This window comes from Corallococcus sp. AB032C (genome assembly GCF_003668935.1).
Taxonomy (GTDB): Bacteria; Myxococcota; Myxococcia; order Myxococcales; family Myxococcaceae; genus Corallococcus; species Corallococcus exiguus.
Genome location: NZ_RAWP01000019.1, coordinates 76,583 through 93,592 on the forward strand (window position 1 = coordinate 76,583; position 17,010 = coordinate 93,592).

Annotated in this window: 14 protein-coding genes; 6 read left to right on the forward strand and 8 right to left on the reverse strand. The window is 70.2% G+C overall.

Features of this window, described 5'->3' with window-relative positions; translation table 11 throughout:
- Positions 1–14: 14 nt before the first annotated feature.
- Positions 15–1,973 (reverse strand): hypothetical protein, encoded by a 1,959-nt coding sequence (locus tag D7X99_RS11270; protein WP_121777772.1) that lies wholly within the window; start codon positions 1,971–1,973, stop codon positions 15–17.
- Between the two features lie 273 nt (positions 1,974–2,246).
- Between D7X99_RS11270 and D7X99_RS11275 the strand changes: the two genes are divergently transcribed.
- The 5 genes from D7X99_RS11275 to D7X99_RS11295 all read left to right on the forward strand — a co-directional run bounded on the left by D7X99_RS11275 (position 2,247) and on the right by D7X99_RS11295 (position 8,463).
- A complete protein-coding gene (locus D7X99_RS11275; protein WP_121777773.1) occupies positions 2,247–2,621 on the forward strand; it encodes a DUF1622 domain-containing protein in 375 nt (124 codons plus the stop codon).
- 201 nt (positions 2,622–2,822) lie between these two features.
- Entirely contained in the window at positions 2,823–5,144 is a 2,322-nt protein-coding gene (locus D7X99_RS11280) for a PAS domain-containing sensor histidine kinase (protein ID WP_158626986.1), read from the forward strand.
- A gap of 213 nt (positions 5,145–5,357) precedes the next feature.
- Positions 5,358–6,398, forward strand: coding sequence for a hypothetical protein (locus tag D7X99_RS11285; RefSeq protein ID WP_121759476.1), 1,041 nt, complete (start codon positions 5,358–5,360; stop codon positions 6,396–6,398).
- Entirely contained in the window at positions 6,395–8,077 is a 1,683-nt protein-coding gene (locus D7X99_RS11290) for an AMP-binding protein (RefSeq protein ID WP_121777776.1), read from the forward strand. The genes D7X99_RS11285 and D7X99_RS11290 overlap by 4 nt, the downstream gene beginning before the upstream one ends.
- Positions 8,077–8,463: a DUF4280 domain-containing protein gene (locus D7X99_RS11295; RefSeq protein WP_121777777.1), complete on the forward strand. Its 387-nt coding sequence runs from the start codon at positions 8,077–8,079 to the stop codon at positions 8,461–8,463. The genes D7X99_RS11290 and D7X99_RS11295 overlap by 1 nt, the downstream gene beginning before the upstream one ends.
- A gap of 1 nt (position 8,464) precedes the next feature.
- On the opposite strand, the gene D7X99_RS11300 is transcribed toward D7X99_RS11295, so the two are convergent.
- From D7X99_RS11300 to D7X99_RS11315, 5 genes are read right to left on the reverse strand one after another with little or no spacing between them, the layout of a single operon-like run.
- The gene (locus tag D7X99_RS11300) at positions 8,465–10,132 is read right to left on the reverse strand and encodes a type VI secretion system baseplate subunit TssF (protein ID WP_121777778.1); all 1,668 of its coding nucleotides are present in this window, start codon (positions 10,130–10,132) and stop codon (positions 8,465–8,467) included.
- A gap of 3 nt (positions 10,133–10,135) precedes the next feature.
- Complete coding sequence (locus D7X99_RS11305; RefSeq protein WP_121777779.1) at positions 10,136–11,767, reverse strand: hypothetical protein; 1,632 nt, start codon at positions 11,765–11,767, stop codon at positions 10,136–10,138.
- A complete protein-coding gene (locus D7X99_RS42785) occupies positions 11,764–12,150 on the reverse strand; it encodes a GPW/gp25 family protein (protein WP_158626987.1) in 387 nt (128 codons plus the stop codon). The genes D7X99_RS11305 and D7X99_RS42785 overlap by 4 nt, the downstream gene beginning before the upstream one ends.
- Positions 12,151–12,164: 14 nt before the next feature.
- Positions 12,165–13,109 (reverse strand): hypothetical protein, encoded by a 945-nt coding sequence (locus D7X99_RS42790; protein WP_158626988.1) that lies wholly within the window; start codon positions 13,107–13,109, stop codon positions 12,165–12,167.
- Between the two features lie 13 nt (positions 13,110–13,122).
- Positions 13,123–14,091, reverse strand: coding sequence for a type VI secretion system protein IglI family protein (locus tag D7X99_RS11315; RefSeq protein ID WP_121777781.1), 969 nt, complete (start codon positions 14,089–14,091; stop codon positions 13,123–13,125).
- Positions 14,092–14,145: 54 nt separating this feature from the next.
- Between D7X99_RS11315 and D7X99_RS11320 the strand changes: the two genes are divergently transcribed.
- The gene (locus D7X99_RS11320) at positions 14,146–14,745 is read left to right on the forward strand and encodes a hypothetical protein (protein WP_147476126.1); all 600 of its coding nucleotides are present in this window, start codon (positions 14,146–14,148) and stop codon (positions 14,743–14,745) included.
- 57 nt (positions 14,746–14,802) lie between these two features.
- On the opposite strand, the gene D7X99_RS11325 is transcribed toward D7X99_RS11320, so the two are convergent.
- Entirely contained in the window at positions 14,803–15,450 is a 648-nt protein-coding gene (locus D7X99_RS11325) for a hypothetical protein (protein WP_121777783.1), read from the reverse strand.
- A gap of 32 nt (positions 15,451–15,482) precedes the next feature.
- Positions 15,483–17,000 (reverse strand): type VI secretion system contractile sheath large subunit, encoded by a 1,518-nt coding sequence (gene tssC, locus D7X99_RS11330; RefSeq protein WP_121777784.1) that lies wholly within the window; start codon positions 16,998–17,000, stop codon positions 15,483–15,485.
- Positions 17,001–17,010 lie beyond the last annotated feature (10 nt).

Below are 17,010 nucleotides of genomic sequence, written 5' to 3' on the forward strand. Positions count from 1 at the left end.
TCATCCTCCTGGTTTCAGATGGTCCCGCGCCTGGCGGTATCGACTTCTGTGACAGATGTTCCCGGATGGCCGCTGGCGCCTCGCGCAGCACCCCGCGCGATGAGATCCACCCGCGGCGTCTCGACGAGGCGGGCGGTGCTGCGCGCGTTCGGCTCGTCCATCAGCGCGGAGACCCGGTAGTCCACACAGCAGCGGTACAGGTGGTTCAAGAGGTCGTCGCGGCGGCGCAGCTGCGTCTGAAAGAAAAAGCACTCCTCCTGGAACACGAGCGTACGGCCCCGGGCCCAGGCGCCCTCCACAGGGCGACTGAGCGTCACGCGGTCGCCATCCAGTCCCAGCACCAGCGCCTGGAAGCGCTGCTTGCCCACGCGGTAGCCGTCGTCGCTCGAGCCCAGCACCATCACGTCGCCGGGCTTGAGGCGCGAGGCCGCCGTGACGGAGCGGCGCAGCGCCGGATCCAACGGCCCCACGGGCTCCGCCACCAGGTGCACGTGGTCCACGGTGAAATCCAACGGCGTGCCCGCCTGCGCCCCCAGCGTGAGCACCATGTCGCTCGCGGCGACGGTGACGCCTGGCGCGGCGACAGGCGGCGCGGGCGTGGCCTCCGCATCCTGGAGCGGCTGCGGCACCCCGTCCGCCGACAGCCACACCACGCCCTCCCCCGCCTCCAGCCGCGCGTGCAGCACCACGCCGGCCTCCAGCCGCTCCACCGGAAGCCGCCAGCGCGTCTCCGCGACCTGAGTCCCGGTGGCCTGCGCCAGCGTCGCGGTGGCCACCACCTCGCCCATGAGCCCGGTGTCCACCTGCTCGTAGCGGACGATGAGCCGCAGCACGGGCTGCCCCTGCGCCATCAGCACGGCCACCGGCAACGACTGCGCGGCCACGGCGCCAGCGGCGACGCGCAGCCCCAGTGACAACGCCAGTCCGTCCGGGGCCGGATTGTCGGCGTGGAAGAGGTCGGGCACCGCGGGCATGGGATAGACGAGGACGGAGGCGGTGCCCGTGCCGGACAGGCGCAGGCCCTCGGCGGTGGGAAGGAAGGACGCGCCGGGCGTCAGGTCCACGCGTCCGCCGCGCGCGCGCTCCAGGTTCTGGTCGCTGGCCTCCAGGTGCACCAGGGACAGGGCCGTGGTGGGCTCGCCGCGCGTCAGCAGGCGGACCGTCGTGGCGCCTTCGGGCACATCCTCGGCCAGCAGCGACGGGCGCAGCACCATCTGTCCGCGCGTGGGGATGGAGAGCGCCACCGTGTCCATGATGGACGCCAGGTCCACCTGCGAGCCCGCCCACAGGTCCACCTGCACATCGATGGCCATGGCCTTGGGCGCGCGGATCTTGCTGAGGAACACCCTGCCCTCTTGGGAACGCTCCGGAGGCTTCAATCCCAGAGGCCCTTCGATGCCGCCAGTGACGGGCAGCACCTCCACGCTGGAGCGGAACTCCATGGAAGGGATGCCCGCGTCGGAGCTGATCGCGAGCCGGCTCCCCTCCACGTCCCAGCGAGCGATGACGGCGGCGAGCGCATCCAGCAGCAGCGGGTCCGTGAGCGGCGCGCCCGTGGGTTCCTGGAAGAGTCCACCGGTGAGCGCATCCGCCAGCCGCGCGTTGATGGCGGCGGCGAGCGCGGGGCCCGTCGCGGCGGAGGCGAACGAGCCGCCCGGCAGGCCCGTGAGGGTGACGGTTGCGCGGCCATCCAGGCGCAGCTGGAGCGAGCCATTGGGGGGCACGCTGTCCCCGGAGGCGCGAGGCCTGCCGACGAGGTGACCCGGCACACGGAAGGTGGCGACGCCCGTGCGGCCGTTCTCTCGCTCGGGTTCGGGGAACAGGCCCAGCGGACCGACGACGGAGAGGAACGGCACGCGCGAAGGCCGGTAGCCCTCATCCACGTAGCCATGCGCGGCGAAGACGCGCACGTCGCCGCTGCGCAAGGCCACCCGGCCCTGCCAAAGCAGTCCGCTGAGGATCTCGCGAATCACGCGAAACGACCCTCCAGGGCAATGTCATGTCTGGCTTCAAACTGCTGCGCCACGGCACCCCCCGGCACCCCTCGGAAACCGCCCGTCTCCCGCTGTGACACGCGAAGGGCGGCGACAATGAATCAGGAACCCAGCCGCCGTCAACACTGCACACATGTATTGCTTTGATATTTTGTGTGTCTATTCCGACGGGCTTCCCATCCCAAGGGGAGGGTGGATCGCGGTGGCTGTCCGCTGCGTCGCAAACCACCTTTGCCGGAGGGGGATCGGTGGATGCGATTCGAGGATCTGGTGGCCCTGGCCGCCCAATTGTTCGACGCCTCGGGCGTGGGCGTGATGGTGGTGGGAACGGTGGTGTCCGTGGCGCTCGTCCTCCGGGATGTACGGGGACCGCGGAGGGCGGAGGCGTACCGCCAGCTTCGCCACTACCTGGGCCGCGCCATCCTGCTGGGACTGGAGCTGCTCGTGGCGGCGGACATCATCCGCACGGTCGCGGGGGCGCCCTCGCTGCGGCAGGTGCTCATCCTGGGCCTCATCGTCCTCATCCGGACCTTCCTCAGCTTCACCCTGGAGGTGGAGATCGACAGGCGCTGGCCCTGGCAATCCAAGCCAGCTGACGAGGATGCGCCCGGCCCTCCGCGTGCATGAGCCCATGGGAGGGCCCGGCCCGCTGCCTGTCTGTCATTGGGGGCCAGCCAGGCGGCAGCCGCGTCTCCGGGCCGGTGTGGATTGCCCACCGGGGTCGGGGATGCACACCCTCCAGATCAGGCCACTCCCATGGTGGGAAGCGGCGTTACGGGGCCCTGCCTCCAAGCTCGCCGGGAAGGGCTGGGGTCAAAGGAGGCGCGCGTGGAGAGCCCCAGCGCAAGCTTCGACCCGGAGACCCTCGAGACCCTCTCCGACGCGCATTCCCGGCTGCTCCTCGAGACGCTGGTGGCGAGCACGCCGGTGGGCCTCGCGGTGGTGGACATGGAGCAGCGCTTCGTCCAGGTCAACGACGCGCTCGCCGCCATGAATGGCCTCCCGCGCGCCGCGCACCTGGGGCGCAAGGTGCAGGACATCGTCCCGGAGATGTGGCCCACCCTCCGTCCCCAGTATCAGCGCATCCTGGAGGGAGGGAGCGCGCAGACGATAGAGGTGGTGGGCGCCACCTCGAAGGAGGTGGGCGTGGAGCGCCACTTCCTCGTCAGCTACTACCCGGTGCGCACCCACTCCGGCGTGTTGCTGGGCATCGGCGTCATCGTGTCGGAGGTCACCGAACAGCGCAGGGCCCACGACGCGCTCCAGGCCAGCGAGCAGCGCTACCGCTCACTGGTGGAGGCCATGACCCAGCCGGTGTGGTCCACCAACGCCCGGGGCGAGGTGGTGGAGCCCGCGCCGCGCTGGCTGGCCTTCACGGGCCAGACGCACGAGGAACACCTGGGGCTGGGCTGGCTCACCGCCATCCACCCGGACGACCGCAAGCGCGTGGTGCGCAGCTGGGTGGAGTCCCTGCGCACGAAGGCGTCCTACCGGGGCGAGTTCCGCCTGCGCTTCCACGCGGGGGGCTACCGGGACGTCGTGGGCCGGGCGGTGCCCGTGTTCGGTGACAAGGGTGTCATCCGGGAGTGGGTGTCCACGGCGGAGGACATCACCGAGCGCAAGCAGGCGGAGGCCCAGGCGGAGAACGAGCGCGCGAGGCTGCGCTCCGTGCTGACGAGCGCCCCGGCGTCCATCGCCATCCTCTCCGGAGAGCGGCAGGTCTTCACGCTGGTGAACCCCCTCTACAAGGTGCTGTCGGGAGGCGCGGACCTGATGGGCACCTCCGTCAAGGACGTCGAGGACGAACGGGGGGTCGAGTACTCGCGGCTCTTGGAGCAGGCCTATACCCGTGGAGAGTCCTTCGTCGAGAAGGAGGTCGCGGTCACCACCGACTTCCAGGGCGACGGGGCCCAGTCGACGCGGCGGTTCGACGTGGTGTACCAGCCGCTGCGCGACGTGCGGGGCCAGGTGGACTCCGTGCTGTCATTCGCCGTCGACGTGACGGAGCGGGTGGAGGCCCGGAAGAAGCTGGAGGAGTCCGCCGCGTCCCTGAGGAACCAGCAGCAGTGGCTGGAGGCGATGCTGGACCGGACGCCCGTGGCCATCATCCTGGTGGAGCCCGTGACCGGCCGCATCATCTTCGCGAACCAGGCGGCCCGGCAGATGGCTGGCGGTGATTTCCCCGGGGGCCTGCGGGAGGAGAACTACATGGGCGGCGCGCACCGCTTCACGGACGAAGCGGGCCGCGAGCTGACCATGGAGGAGATCCCCGGCATCCGCGCGGTGAGGGGCGATCCCGTGCACGCGGAGCCGGTCGTCTGGCACACGCCCACAGGACATTACTCCCTGCTGGTGGAGGCGGGCACCCTGCCCGCCCAGCACGGCCACCCGGAGGCGGTCCTCCTGGCGCTCCAGGACGTCACCGAGCTGAGAAAGTTGCAGGCCCAGCTCCAGCACGCCGTGTCGCTGCGGGACGAATTCCTGACGGTGGCATCACATGAATTGAAGACGCCGCTGACGCCGTTGCAGCTCAAGCTCCAATCCCTGGTCAAGGACGCGCAGGCGGAACAGACGCTGGAGTCGCTGCGGGAGCGCGTGGTGAAGACGGCGGAGACCGTCTCCGGGCAGATACGGAAGATGACCACGCTCATCAACGACCTGCTGGAGGTGACGCAGCTCACGGGCCCCTCCGCACCGCTGCAACTGGAGGACGTGGACCTGGCGGACGTGGTGCGCGACACGGTGGAGCGCTTCCAAACCCAGGCGGCGAAGGCGGGCTGCGAGCTCATCGTCCATGAGACACCGGGTGTCGTGGGCCGCTGGGACCGCCACCGGCTGGAACAGGTGGCGAGCAGCCTGCTGTCCAACGCGCTGAAGTACGGCACGGGCCACCCGGTGACGCTTCGCGTGGAGCAGGTCCGCGGCCGGGCGAGGCTGAGCGTGAGGGACGAAGGCATCGGCATCTCGCCGGGGAGCCTCCAGGCCATCTTCGAGAAATTCACCCGCGCCGTGTCGACACGGCATTATGGCGGTCTGGGATTGGGCCTCTTCATCACCAGACAGATTGTCGAAGCCCACCACGGCACCCTGCGCGTGGAGAGCCAACCCGGCCACGGCGCGACTTTCATCGTGGAGCTGCCGGCCTCCTGACGCCGACAAAAAAACACACACATCTCCCACCCGACCCCAGGTGCGCCGCCGGAACACCAGGACCGAGCAGGTCGCCAACCCGATGCATCAGGGCCGCGCCGACCCATTCCCTGCTCATCCGTTCCGCCGGGCACGGCTATGTTTCGCGTCGCTGTCTGGGTATGATGCCCGCCGGGGGAGCGCGTCCCGCCGGAAGCGGGACAGAGCGCCATCATGCCCATGCCCAAATTCCTGTCCGTGCACGGCGCCGCCGCCGCGGTCCTGTTGAGCGCCCTGCCCGCCTGGGCCCAGTCCGCCCTGCCCGGCTTCGAATTGGAGCACCTGGAGATCAACCCCGGCCGCGGAACCGCGGTGATGCGCAACGGCGAGCTGCTGGTGCCCGGCGGCATGAGCCTGGGGCTGGTGGGCCAGTACCAACAGCTGCCGCTCGTGCTCCTCAACGGCGAGCGCCGCCTGGAGGCCGTGCGCAACCGCGCGTCCTCCGTCCTGGCGGGCAGCTACGGCGTGCTGCCCTGGCTGGAGGTGGGCGCGCAGGTGCCCGTGGTGTTGTGGCAGCAGGGGGATGATCCAGCGCCCCTGGGCCTGACGCCGCTGGCCTCGCAGGGCCTGGGCACCCCGGAGATACAGGCGCGCCTGGGGCTCTTGTCGCGCCGTGACGACCACCCCGTGGACCTCGCCATGGACCTGGGCGTGGGGCTGCCCATCGGCAGCGCGGCGGTGCTGGGCCGGGACTCGGGCATCCGCGTGCGCGCCCTGGCCGCCATCGGCACGCAGGTGGGGTTCCTCAAGCCCGCGCTGGAGGCCGGCATGCTGCTGCGCTCGCGCAACCCGCTCTCCGCGCCGAACGCCTCCGGACAGACCCTGGAGGTCCGCCTGGGCGCCGGGTTGACGACGGCCGGACAGGGCCTGCGCGGCGAACTGGCGGTGAAGGCCGCCTTCGCGGCGGACATGGACCAGCCCGCTGTGGAGGTGCTGGCCGGCGGACGCATCCCGCTATCGGAGGGACTGGAGCTGCACGCGCTCGCGGGGCCCGGCCTGGGACGCACGCCGGGCACGCCCATCGCCCGGGTGCTCCTGGGCGTGTCGTTCCGCCAGGAGCCTCCTCCCCGGATGGAGGTGCTCCCGGAGCCCGTGCCCCACCTGCGCCTGGAGGAGTTCAAGACGCGGCCGGAGTACGTCCCGGACTCGAGCGTGGAGCCGGTGCCCACCCGCGAGCTGCTCCCCCCTGAACCCGCGCCGTCACCCTCGCCATGACCTTCGAGCCACGCATCGTCCTCGCCGCGTTCGACGGCACCCAGCCGCCTCCGGACAGCGTGCCCGCGTGGCTTGCGCGAAGCTGGGAGGATCCGGATGGCTTCGCCGCCGCGATGGCCCCCATCCACGCCGGCCGGAGCACGCCCTTCAAGAGCCGCACCGGCCAGCACCACGACTTCTTCCACGACCTGGTGGCCCGCCACGCCACCACGGACCGCATCGCGCTGCGCGCGTACTCGCGGACGCAGGGCTGGCGCACGCTGAGCTACCGCCAGCTCCAGGAGCAGGCCTCGCGGCGGGCCACCGCCTGGGCGGGGTTGGGGGTGAAGCCGGGCGCGAAGCTGTGCCTGATGCTGCCGCCGGGCGCGGAGCTGATGGTGTCGCTGTGCGCCGCGCTGGGCCTGGGCGCGTGCGTGAGCCTCCTGCCGCCCGGGGCCCGCGCCTTCGTGGCGCGCCGGCTGGACGCGCTCGCGCCCCAACACATCGCCGCCGAGCCTCACCAGGCGCCGCTCCTGGGCAAGCACGCCGCGCGGCTCCTGCCCATGCAGACGCAGGTGCCGCCCGCGCTCGCGTCGTACACGTACAAGCCCTCCGAGCCGGTGGGCCTGCTCTTCTCTCCGCTGGCCAAACCCAGCGACGTGCCCGTGCCGCTCACCGCCGGGGACGCGTGGCGGAGCGCGCTGGTGGACGGGCTGCTGACCTTCGGACTGAACCCGGGGGACCACCTGGCGGCGCCGGGCTTCCACCCGCTCCAGCACCTGCCGGCGCTGTACTTCACCACGCTCCTGCGCGGCGCGACGTACCTGCACGTGGAGCCCGCGGACCTGGACGTCACTCCCACGCTGCTCACCGAGCACCCCGTGCGGGCCCTGGGCCTCACGCCCGCCGTGCGCGACCTGGTGGCCCGCGCGCGCCTTCCGCTCAAGAACGTGGGCCTGTGGTTCAGGGATCCGCAGGCGCCCTTCGACTTCTACGCCTGGCGCGACGCGCTCAAGGCCTGCGGGCTGGCCAGCGTGCCCGGCGGCAACGTGTGCGTGGACCCGGCGTTGGGAGGCGCGGTGCTGTGCTCGCACCGGCGCGTGGCGGCGGACGTGCACACGGACATCGCCCCCGCGCCCGGGCGCGCCTGGGCGCTGCGCGACTTCACCGACAGCGGGCAGGACGCCGTGGGAGACACGGGGCTCTTCACCCCCCTGCCAGACGCCGGACGGCCGCTCGCGCACGTCGTCCTGACGCGGGTGCGCGGCCAGTACCACCACCTGGGCGTGCGCGAGCCCCGGCGCGAGGGACGGGTGTTCCTCTTCGAGGAGGTCGCGAACGCGCTGCGCGAGCCTCCCGGCCCCCGGCTGGACACGGTGGGGCTGGCCGTGCCGGAGAGCGGCCTGGCGGGCGCGTATCGCAGCGTGCTGGTCGTCTTCACCGGCGACCTGCCTCCCGGCGTGGAGGTCAGCGAGGCGGACGTGCGCCGCCGCATTGAACAGGCCCTGGGCGCGGACGCACTGCCGGACCGCATCGAGCGCTTCGCGCTCCACGCGCGGCGCCTGAACGGACAGCAGGACGGGCCGTTGGATGAAGAGTGGTGCCGTGCGCAGTACTTCATGGGCTCCCTGAAGCTGAAATCAGGAGACCCCCTGTTCCAGGCGCTCACGTCACTGCGCGCCCGGGTGGAGTCACGCTGATGGGAATCCAGGTCGTGTCCGGAGCCATGCTCCAGTGCAGCTTCGGGATGGCGCCCTCGACGCTGTCGGTGCTGCCCGCCAACAAGGTGAACTCCACCGCGCCGGCGGCCACCATCATGGACAACGTCCCGGGCATGAACGTGCCGCCCTTCGTCATGTGCAAGTCCATGGCGAACCCCACCGTGGCCACCGCCACCGCCGCCGCGATGGGCGTCCTCAAGCCCATGCCGTGCCTGCCGGTGATTCCCGCGCCGTGGACGCCGGGCTCGCCCACCGTGGTGATCAAGGGCAAGCCGGCGCTCACCGACACGTGCACGTGCACCTGCGCCTATGGCGGCATGATCAAGATCAACATGACCGCCCAGACGAAGACCCAGGTGAAGTGACTCACGGCAGGGGCACGTAGCGCAGGGGCGCCTCCCGCTGCGGCAGGCGCACCTCCAGCTCCACCACGTCCTCCGCGCTCCAGACGGCGAACAGCTCCACCAGCCGGCCGCACAACAGGTCCACCAGCGGCAACAGCGACGCGTCCATGGGCCCGAAGCCCAGCTGGTACACGTACTTGAAGCCCGCGGCGCTCCGGGCGAAGGGCTTGGACTTCACGGACACCTCCGTGAGGGACGGCAGCAGATCCCGGAAGTGCCGCTGCGTCCGCACGCCCAGCACATCCAGGAGGAACAGCAGGTCCTCGCGCCCCAGGAACCGCTGCGTGCGCAGCGCCAGGAGCTGCAACAGGGCCTGCTGCCCGTGCTCCACCGGGTTGTCCCCGCCGGGCGCCACCGCGCCCACCAGGCTCCACGGCACGCCTTCCAGGAAGCGGTCCGCCAGCACCGGCCGGTAGCCCCGCGCATCGAAGCGCGGCGGCAGCGGCTGATGCCACAGGCCGTCCACGCCCAGCCGCACCGGCTTGAGGAACGCGTCCGGCATGTCCAGCGCCAGCCACGACGTGCGCGCCAGGGCCTGGCCTTCGTGCTCCAGCTCGTACGTGTCCGCGCCTCCGGAGATGGCTCCAGGGCGCAGGGGCACCATGCCCTTCGGGGTCAGCTGGTACACGCCCGTGGCAGCGTTCAGCCGGAAGCCCATGGACGAATCCGGGTGCTGCACCGCGTGCCGCTCCTTCGTGCCGTCGTGATCCACGGGCGCCGCCATGGCGCGCTGCAGGTTCACCACCGGCACCGCGTGCGCCACGAACGAGTCCGGCCCCACCACCAGCTCCGACGGCCAGCGGCCCGCCAGGCGCAGCGTCAGCGTGAAGCCCTGCCAGTTGCGGGGGGCCGGCGGGATGCGGGCCTCCAGGAACAGCTCCTGCTGCGGGAAGTGCAACAGCTGCCGCAGCCGCTGCAGCGGGTGTTCGGACGCCTCGCCCTCCGCCGCCACCGGCCGGGGCGCGCCGAAGCGCACCGGGCCCGAGTGCGCGTCGAAGGGCTTCACCTCGTGCTCCACCGCCCCGTCGTCGAAGCACACGGTGGCGGAGCGCACGGCGCTCTTCAGCTGGAAGAACACCGCCAGGGACGCCCGGAAGTCGTTGAGGTGGTTGATGTGCAGCCGCACCTCGCCGGGTGAGTCGTTGCGCGGGAAGCCGCCTTCGAAGACGAGCCGCAACAGCGCGCCGTCCTCGCCCTGGCGCTCCAGCCGCGCCTGGGTGAGCCGCACGGGCAACAGCCGCAGCGGGGCCAGCGTGCGCAGGGAGAGCGGCCCGGTGGGACCACCCCCCAGGCCCGGGTTGAGGAGGAAGGGCGTGCCCCGGGGCAGCTCCGCGGCGTCCACGAAGCGCGCGTCCGGCTCCGCGCGGAACATGGCCATGGCGGGAATGGGATTGAGCAGGTAGGCGAAGTGCTGCTGGAACAGCCGCAGCGTGCTGCGCTCCAGCGCGCGCTGCCCCGCCCGGCGCGTGCGAGCGGTGAACAGGGCCATGGCCTCCGTGAGCCGCCGCACGTCCGCGTCCTCGCCATCCAGCGGCGCCGCGGGGTGCAGGGCCGTGTAGCCCAGCCGGAACTTCTCCAGCGCCTGGAGCTCCTCCAGGAACGACGCGTAGAGCGCTTCATCCATCCGCATGGCCTAGTCCCCCTCCTGCACGCGCAGGAACATCCGGCCCTCGGTCACCTCGATGAGCTGGGTGTCCTTCTCCAGGGTGCGCTGGATGCGCAGCATCGGCTTCGAGTCCTGGTACAGGTGCTGGATGGACGTCTCGCTCTTGTCCGTCTTGCCCAACAGCAGGTGGTTGCCCTGCGACTCCTTGGGGAGCCGGGCGCCCGGGCGCCATTCCAGGAAGCGGTCCATGCGCGCGTGCTGGTAGCCCAGCGACACCAGCACCCGCGTCCCCTTGTCCATGGGGAAGTAGAAGTGCCCGGGCTGCTGGTGCGGCTCATAGGGGACGAGCACCTCCTTGTCCCACAAGGGCAGCTTCACCCGGTACGACTCCACCGACGTCTCCTCGTCCTGACGGATCTGATACGTGCGGTCCGGATCCCCGCCCTCCTCGCTGACCACCCGCCCCTCCGCGAGGAAGGGCCAGCGCGGCGGCCGGAAGCGAGGGCGCCGGAAGGTGGGGTCCGCCGCCTCCTCCAGCGTGGCCTTCAACTTCAGCTCGTAGTCGTTGGCGTCGCTGTCCGGATCATGCGCGGCGTCGGCCTCCACGGCGCGCGCGTCCAGCTCCAGCGCGTGCAGCCGGTACTGCTTGCCGTGCGTCGCGGCCTGCGTGCTGAAGTCCCCCAGCGTGTAGAGGCCGTTGAGCACCAGCGACGCGCGGGGGTAGCTCGCGAAGGACAGCCGCAGCTCCGGGCCCTCCAGCTGCTGACGATTCGTCTCCAGCGTCACCCGGTCCGTGAGCGTGCCCTCCAGCGTGGAGGTGACCAGGCACTCGGTGAGGACGCCCGCGATGGCGTCCGCGTTCTCCACCGCCTTGCGCTTCGTGCCGGCGTCCACGTAGCTGTTGAGCACCGACAGCGCGTCCCGCCGCGGCTCCGGGTAGCGCAGGTCCACCTGCTTCACCTCGTCGCGGGTGAGCACCAGCGCCTCGCCGCCCTCGGGCTTCGCGGCCGCGAGCGTGTACTTCCCCTCCGCGTAGTCCAGGAACATGCCCGCGTGCATGCGCGCCTGCACCCAGTGCAGGAAGTCCAGGAAGCTGGCGCCGGAGTCGTCATCCGCGCCCAGCCCCAACGCGTGGAGGCCGTGCTTCGTCCCCGCGGCCTCCCATTCGTAGGCCACATCCAGCCCACCGGGCGTATTCGCCTCGATGACGGCTTTCAGCGTCTCATCCACCCACACGCCGCTGGGGAAGTGCCGGCGCCATAGCATCGCGGCGGGGTCCACCAGGCGGATGCGGTAGCGCCGCTGCATCACCGGCGCGTCCTTCACGTTCGCCAGCGAGCGCTCGCGGACGTGGCGCTCCTCCACCCGCCCGATGAGCTTCAGCGGTAGGGCCTCCGCGCCCTCGCGCCCCTCTGACTGCGCGCCGTAGCGGCGGTCCACGGTCAGCGTCGCCGTCAGGGGCTTGGTGTCAGTGAAGGGGGTGAAGAGCGTGTCCTCGTCCCCGCTCTCCTTGCACATCACCCACCACTCCACCTGCGCCTCGAAGCCGTAGGAGCGCGCCTTCACCGACAGGCGCTTGATGCTGCCAGCGGGAAGCGTGAAGGCCTCGTCGCCGGCCTTGAGGTCCAGCGTCACCTTCAGCTGTTCGGTGAACTTCATGGCTCGTCCTCCCCAGCTGCCTCTTCTGGAGGCCGTTCGCGCAGGCGGCGCGAGCCCGGGTCCAGGAGCAGGTCCATGGGCTCGTGGGAGTCACGCAAGAGCAGGCGCACCACCAGGCCGGGCGCCCCGCCCGACGCGGCGGGCACCTCGTCGATGGACACCACCTCCACCCGCGGCTCGTACCGCGACAGCGTCTCGCGGATCTCCGCGCCCAGGCCCGCGAGGCGCTCCGCGTCCGAGCGGAACCCCGTCTCCGTCAGCCCGAAGCCGGGCAGCACGGAGGCCGCGCCCCGCTTGGCATGGAGCAGGTGGCCCAGGTTGCGGAGCACGGCTTCACGAGGCGTCTCCACCACCCCCAGGAACTTCTGGTGCAAAAAGCCCACGGTCCCCTCCCCTCCTAACGTCCAGCTGCCTTCGGCGTGCCCATGGCCATGCCCTGCCGGTCGCCTTCGGCACGCGGAGGCGCGGCCACCGGCACGGACGTGTCGCCCAGGAAGATGAGCTGCCGCAGCGGCTTGCCCTCCGCGCCCGGCAGTCGCTCGTAGCCCAGCTGTCCCCGAGGCCCCAGCCGCACGGTCCGCCCGTGCGCGAGCACCGTCAGCACCACCTCCAGTTGCATCCGCGCGGGCACGAGCAGCGGCAGGATGTGCCGGTGGAAGCGGTGGCGCACCCGCGCGGGCCAGTCACGCCCGCGCATGTCCGCTTCCTCGTCCGCGAACACCTCCACCTGGAAGCCCCCGATGTCCGCCGCGTACGTGTGGCCCAGGATGCCCGTGCCATCCAGCGGCGTGGGCCCGAGGGTGGGGCGCATGCCGGAGAAGCGCGTGCGGAAGGAGCGGCGGACACATGTCACGCGCAGCTCCGGGAACACCTGCTGGAACAGCCACTGGAGCGTGGCCTGTGAATCCACGCCCACCATGCGCTGGTAGAAGCCCTTCGTGCGCTCCCAGTCCCCCACGAGGCTCGTGTCCCGTTCGGGGTGCAGCGCGTCCACCAGCGCCAGCAGCAGCCGGTGGTCGAAGAAGCGGATGAAGTCGAGGAACGGCTCCGGCTCCGGCAGCTGCTCGGCCACCTGGAGGAAGTAGCTGGGCACCAGGCCCGGCGTGGCCAGGAGGCCCAGGTTGAGCGTCACCACCACCCGGCGCACCGGGGAGAGGTGGAACGTCACCGCCTCCACCAACGACGCGGACGCCACCGACTCCGGGTTGCTTTCGAAGAGCACCCGGTCCCGGCCATAGCCCTGCGTCTCCAGGAGCCGCAGCAGCGGCCCCAGGTCGAAGTCCTTCGCGCGGGCGCGAATGCGCCGCTCCAGCGGGGACAGCAGCGGCGAGGCGCCGTTCATGAGCAGGGCCGCCTCACTCGCTTGGCCCCACGAAGGCGCCCAGGTCCACCTGGTAGAACTGCGACAGCGTGCGCCACTCCATGGTCTCCTTGCGCTCCCAGTGCTCCTGCATGTCCCCCACGTGGCGGTTGAGCAGCGCGCCGAACGACGAGAACAGCTCCGGCAGGTAGCGCCGAGGGTCGAAGTCCTCCAGCGTCCGGAGCACGTCGTCGCTCACCAGCGCGGCCTTCTGGAAGTCACCCCGCTCCACCAGCACCTCGAAGGCCTTGAGCTTGTCGCACAGCTCCAGCAGGTGCGCCGACCCGCGCAGCTGCAGCGGCCCCGTCGTCCGGGGGAACGACGGGGGTGGCGCGGCGGCCTTCGCGCCCCGTCCCTTCGCGGGAGCGGCCGGCTTCGCGGGCTCCGGGGCCGGTGCGGGAGCGGCCGCGCGCTCCTGCGTCTCCTTCAGCCACTGTCCCAGCCCCGCCAGCCCCTGGGCTCCGTTGCGGAACGCGGCGCCTTCCAGCGCGCCCTGCAAGGTCTGGATGCCGCGCAGGGCGTCCTTGCGCTTGCCGTCCGAGAAGCCCTTGGTCCACGCCTCCCAGCCCGCGTCCTTCTTGCCGTGGTGATACTTCAGCGCGCTCAGCAGTGTCTGGAACAGCCACGTCAGCGCCTTGTTGAGCAGCACCGCGGGCTTGGACTTGTCCTTCCCTTCGCCCTGGGCGGCCTCCGCCGCCGCCGCGCGCGCGAGCGAAATCAGCACCTCCAGCACGTCCGGCAGGCGCACGAGCCCGTCCTCGCGCAGCGCCGCGAAGAGGTAGTAGGCCGACAGCCGGACCTCGTAGCCCCCTTCACCGTCCAGGGCCTCGATGGCGTCCGCGGCCTCCGCGTAGGACTCCCGCTGCACCAGGTCCGCCACCGTGAGGAAGCGCGGATCATGCGACTCCAGGCGCTCCAGCGGTCCGCCCTCCACGGGGCGCAGGCACAGGCTCAGGTCTCTCATGGTCTGTCTTTCCACTTCATGTTACATGTCTCTCATTCACAAGGACAGACACCCATGGCCATCGCGAAACCCGACTTGCTCGAACTCGAATGCAATTGGCAGACCGGGTTTCAATACCGGCCCGGCTTCCGCGGAGCGCTGGGGTATCTGTTGGAATGGAATGGCTGCGGGGGGTTGAACCTGACGAAGGAGCTCACCCTGTCCTCCCCGACGGTGGGCGACTTCGGGCCCACTGCGCAATGCATTGGCCTGATTGGCCGGCTGTCCATGAGTGGCTCTTCCGGTCCCCTGGACTTCAGCGTGTACGTGGGGCGCGCCACCGCGGCCAACGTGCTCAACCACTTCGCCAAGCCCCTGGACAACCTGCGGCTGAAGCTGGCGTGGGCGGTCATCGACTTCGATGAAGCGGGGGACACCTGGTTCGAGGCCGCGAAGCTGAAGAGCCCGGCCACCGCCGAGGCGCTGATGGACACCGAGAAGGGCCGCCCCAAGGTCTTCCTGGACAACCAGCCCACCACGCTGGCCACGGACCTGGACATCCGCTTCCACCGCTTCGACTTCCGGGTGGTGCCCGCTCCGAAGAAGAGCACCACCCTGGAGTTCGCCACCAACTCCCAGGAGCGCCGTGTCACCAAATGGGGCACGGACAAGTGAGCTGATAGAGCGGAACGGGGAGCGGCTTGACGCCCTCCCCGTCCCTCCACCCGGCTGCTACTGGCCGCCTTCCTTGTAGCCCCAGCTGTACACGTCCTTGGCTTGCGAGTTGTGGCTGTAGTGGATGTTGCAGAGGTTGAGCTTGTCCGGGATGACCTGGAAGGTCATCTGGCAGAACTTCACGTCCGTGACGCCGACGTTCTCCGGCTCACCGACGTGGAGCATCACCTCGTTGCCCTTCTGGTTGATGCGCCCCTTGAGCATGTTGGCTTCGCCGCCAGACTCATCGCCCAGGGGGTAGCACTTCTCGAACCACTTGCCCGCGGCGCTGTCCCACTCGCATACCCAGAACACCAGCTTCTTGAGCTCGGTGTTGGTGATGCCAGTGAAGTCCGGCTTGTTCTCCGGGCTGATGAGCACGGTGAAGTCCATGGGGTCGAGCTTGCCGCCCTCCCACTGGATCTGTGTGATCAGGCCCACACAGCGCACGGCGTTCTTCGCGCCGACCTTCTCGATCTTCACCTCGCTGAAGGTCGCCTCACCGTCGAACGGCGTGTAGAAGAGGCCGTTGCTCTTGGGAAAGGCGCCGTCGTCCTTGCCCAGCCCCTTGATGTCCAGCAGGTAGCCCACCGGGACGTTCTTCTGGGGGCGCTGCTGGATGGTCTGCTGCCAGTCACACGAAATGCCAAGCGGTCCATCTCTCATGGTTTCGGTCCTCCATTCTGCTGCGGGGTTTGTCAGCCGAGCCGCGCATCCACGCGGAGGTCCACGTTCATGCCTTCGAACTGGATGTGCGGGAGGACGGAGAGGTTGCAGTGGTACCAGCCCACCTTGCCGGGCACTTCCGCCACGGTGAGGTTGTAGGCCTTGAAGGGGTAGTAACGCAGCGTCAGGTCATCCGGGTTCACCAGCGTGGTGACGTACCGGGAGATCCACCGGTCCAGCTGCTGCTGCATGTACGGCGCGTTCGCCGTGCTGCCGATGTTCTCGCGCATGATGGCCTTCACGTAGTGCGCGATGCGGCTGATGGAGTACGTGTAGGCCAGGTTCGTCACCAGCTGCGAGTTCTCCGAGTCCTTCGTGTCCTCGAAGACCTTGGCCTTCTTGAGGGACTGGACGCTGAAGAAGACAGCCTCCGCGCTCCCCTTCTTGTGGATGAGCGGGATGAAGCCGCCGTTGGCCAGCTCCAGCTCGCGGAAGTCCGGGATGGACATCTCCACGGGCAGCTTCATCTCCTCCTCGCCGCGCAGGTGCGTCAGGTGCACGGGCAGGCCCTCCACCAGGCCGCCGCCCCTTGGGCCGCGGATGTGCTGGCACCAGCCGGAGGTCGCGAACGAGCGCACCAGGTTGCGGGCGAACAGGATGGCCGCGTTGCCCCAGAGGTACTCCTCCTCCTTGTCCCCCTTCACCCCTTCCGTGAAGTTCATGCCGGGGGCCGGGTAGGTCTCCGGGTTGTAGGGCGGCCGGACGATGTAGCGCGGCAGCGTGAGGCCCACGTAGGCGGCCTCGTCCGTGTCACGCAGCGCGTTCCAGGCGGAGTACTTGGGCGAATCCAGCAGGCTGGACACGTCGCGCAGCTGGGACACCTCCTTCATGGTGTCGCAGCCGAAGAAGCGCGGGGACACGGACGCCACGAACGGCGCGTGGCTGGCCGCGGCGATCTTCCCCATCGTTTTGAGCCACAGCATGTCTTGCGGCGTGTTGGCGAACTCGAACAGGCCCACCAGCGCGCCGTACGGGGCTCCGCCGTACTGATCGTACTCAGCGACGTACAGCTTCTTGAAGAACTCCGAACCGGCGACGTCCGCCGCGTTCGTCTCCAGGTCGCTGTAGGCCTCCTCCTTGGAGACATCCAGCAGGCTCAGCTCGATGTTGGCCTTGAAGTTGGTGTTGCGCACCAGGTCGTTGAGCGCGGTCCACTGCGCCTCCACCTCCTGGAACTCCGGCGCGTGCAGCACGGCGTTGAGCTGATCCGACACCAGCGCGTCGATGGTGCCGACCAGCTCCTGCACCGTCTGCTTGTCGAAGCGGCCCTCGTCCATGTCCATGTTGTGGACCATGGCCGCCAGGCTGGAGACGAAGCGCTCCTCCGGGGTGGCGTCGTCGGGGATGACCAGCAGGTCGGTCTGGGTGGAGGCGTCGCGCGCGGCGGGCACGGAACCCAGGCGCACGCTGTTGAGGAACAGCGGAAGGTCCAGGGGCACATCGGCCACGGCGGTCGTCGCGGTGGTGGAAGACGCAGGAGCGGTAGGCATGGAAGGAGGT

What these genes read in the sequence shown, in the direction of transcription:
- D7X99_RS11275 (WP_121777773.1), top strand. Translation starts at nt 2,247, where the DNA reads ATGCGATTCGAGGATCTGGTGGCCCTGGCCGCCCAATTGTTCGACGCC.
- D7X99_RS11285 (WP_121759476.1), top strand. Translation starts at nt 5,358, where the DNA reads ATGCCCATGCCCAAATTCCTGTCCGTGCACGGCGCCGCCGCCGCGGTC.
- D7X99_RS11290 (WP_121777776.1), top strand. Translation starts at nt 6,395, where the DNA reads ATGACCTTCGAGCCACGCATCGTCCTCGCCGCGTTCGACGGCACCCAG.
- D7X99_RS11295 (WP_121777777.1), top strand. Translation starts at nt 8,077, where the DNA reads ATGGGAATCCAGGTCGTGTCCGGAGCCATGCTCCAGTGCAGCTTCGGG.
- D7X99_RS11300 (WP_121777778.1), bottom strand. Translation starts at nt 10,132, where the DNA reads ATGCGGATGGATGAAGCGCTCTACGCGTCGTTCCTGGAGGAGCTCCAG.
- D7X99_RS11305 (WP_121777779.1), bottom strand. Translation starts at nt 11,767, where the DNA reads ATGAAGTTCACCGAACAGCTGAAGGTGACGCTGGACCTCAAGGCCGGC.
- D7X99_RS42790 (WP_158626988.1), bottom strand. Translation starts at nt 13,109, where the DNA reads ATGAACGGCGCCTCGCCGCTGCTGTCCCCGCTGGAGCGGCGCATTCGC.
- D7X99_RS11315 (WP_121777781.1), bottom strand. Translation starts at nt 14,091, where the DNA reads ATGAGAGACCTGAGCCTGTGCCTGCGCCCCGTGGAGGGCGGACCGCTG.
- D7X99_RS11320 (WP_147476126.1), top strand. Translation starts at nt 14,146, where the DNA reads ATGGCCATCGCGAAACCCGACTTGCTCGAACTCGAATGCAATTGGCAG.
- D7X99_RS11325 (WP_121777783.1), bottom strand. Translation starts at nt 15,450, where the DNA reads ATGAGAGATGGACCGCTTGGCATTTCGTGTGACTGGCAGCAGACCATC.
- tssC (WP_121777784.1), bottom strand. Translation starts at nt 17,000, where the DNA reads ATGCCTACCGCTCCTGCGTCTTCCACCACCGCGACGACCGCCGTGGCC.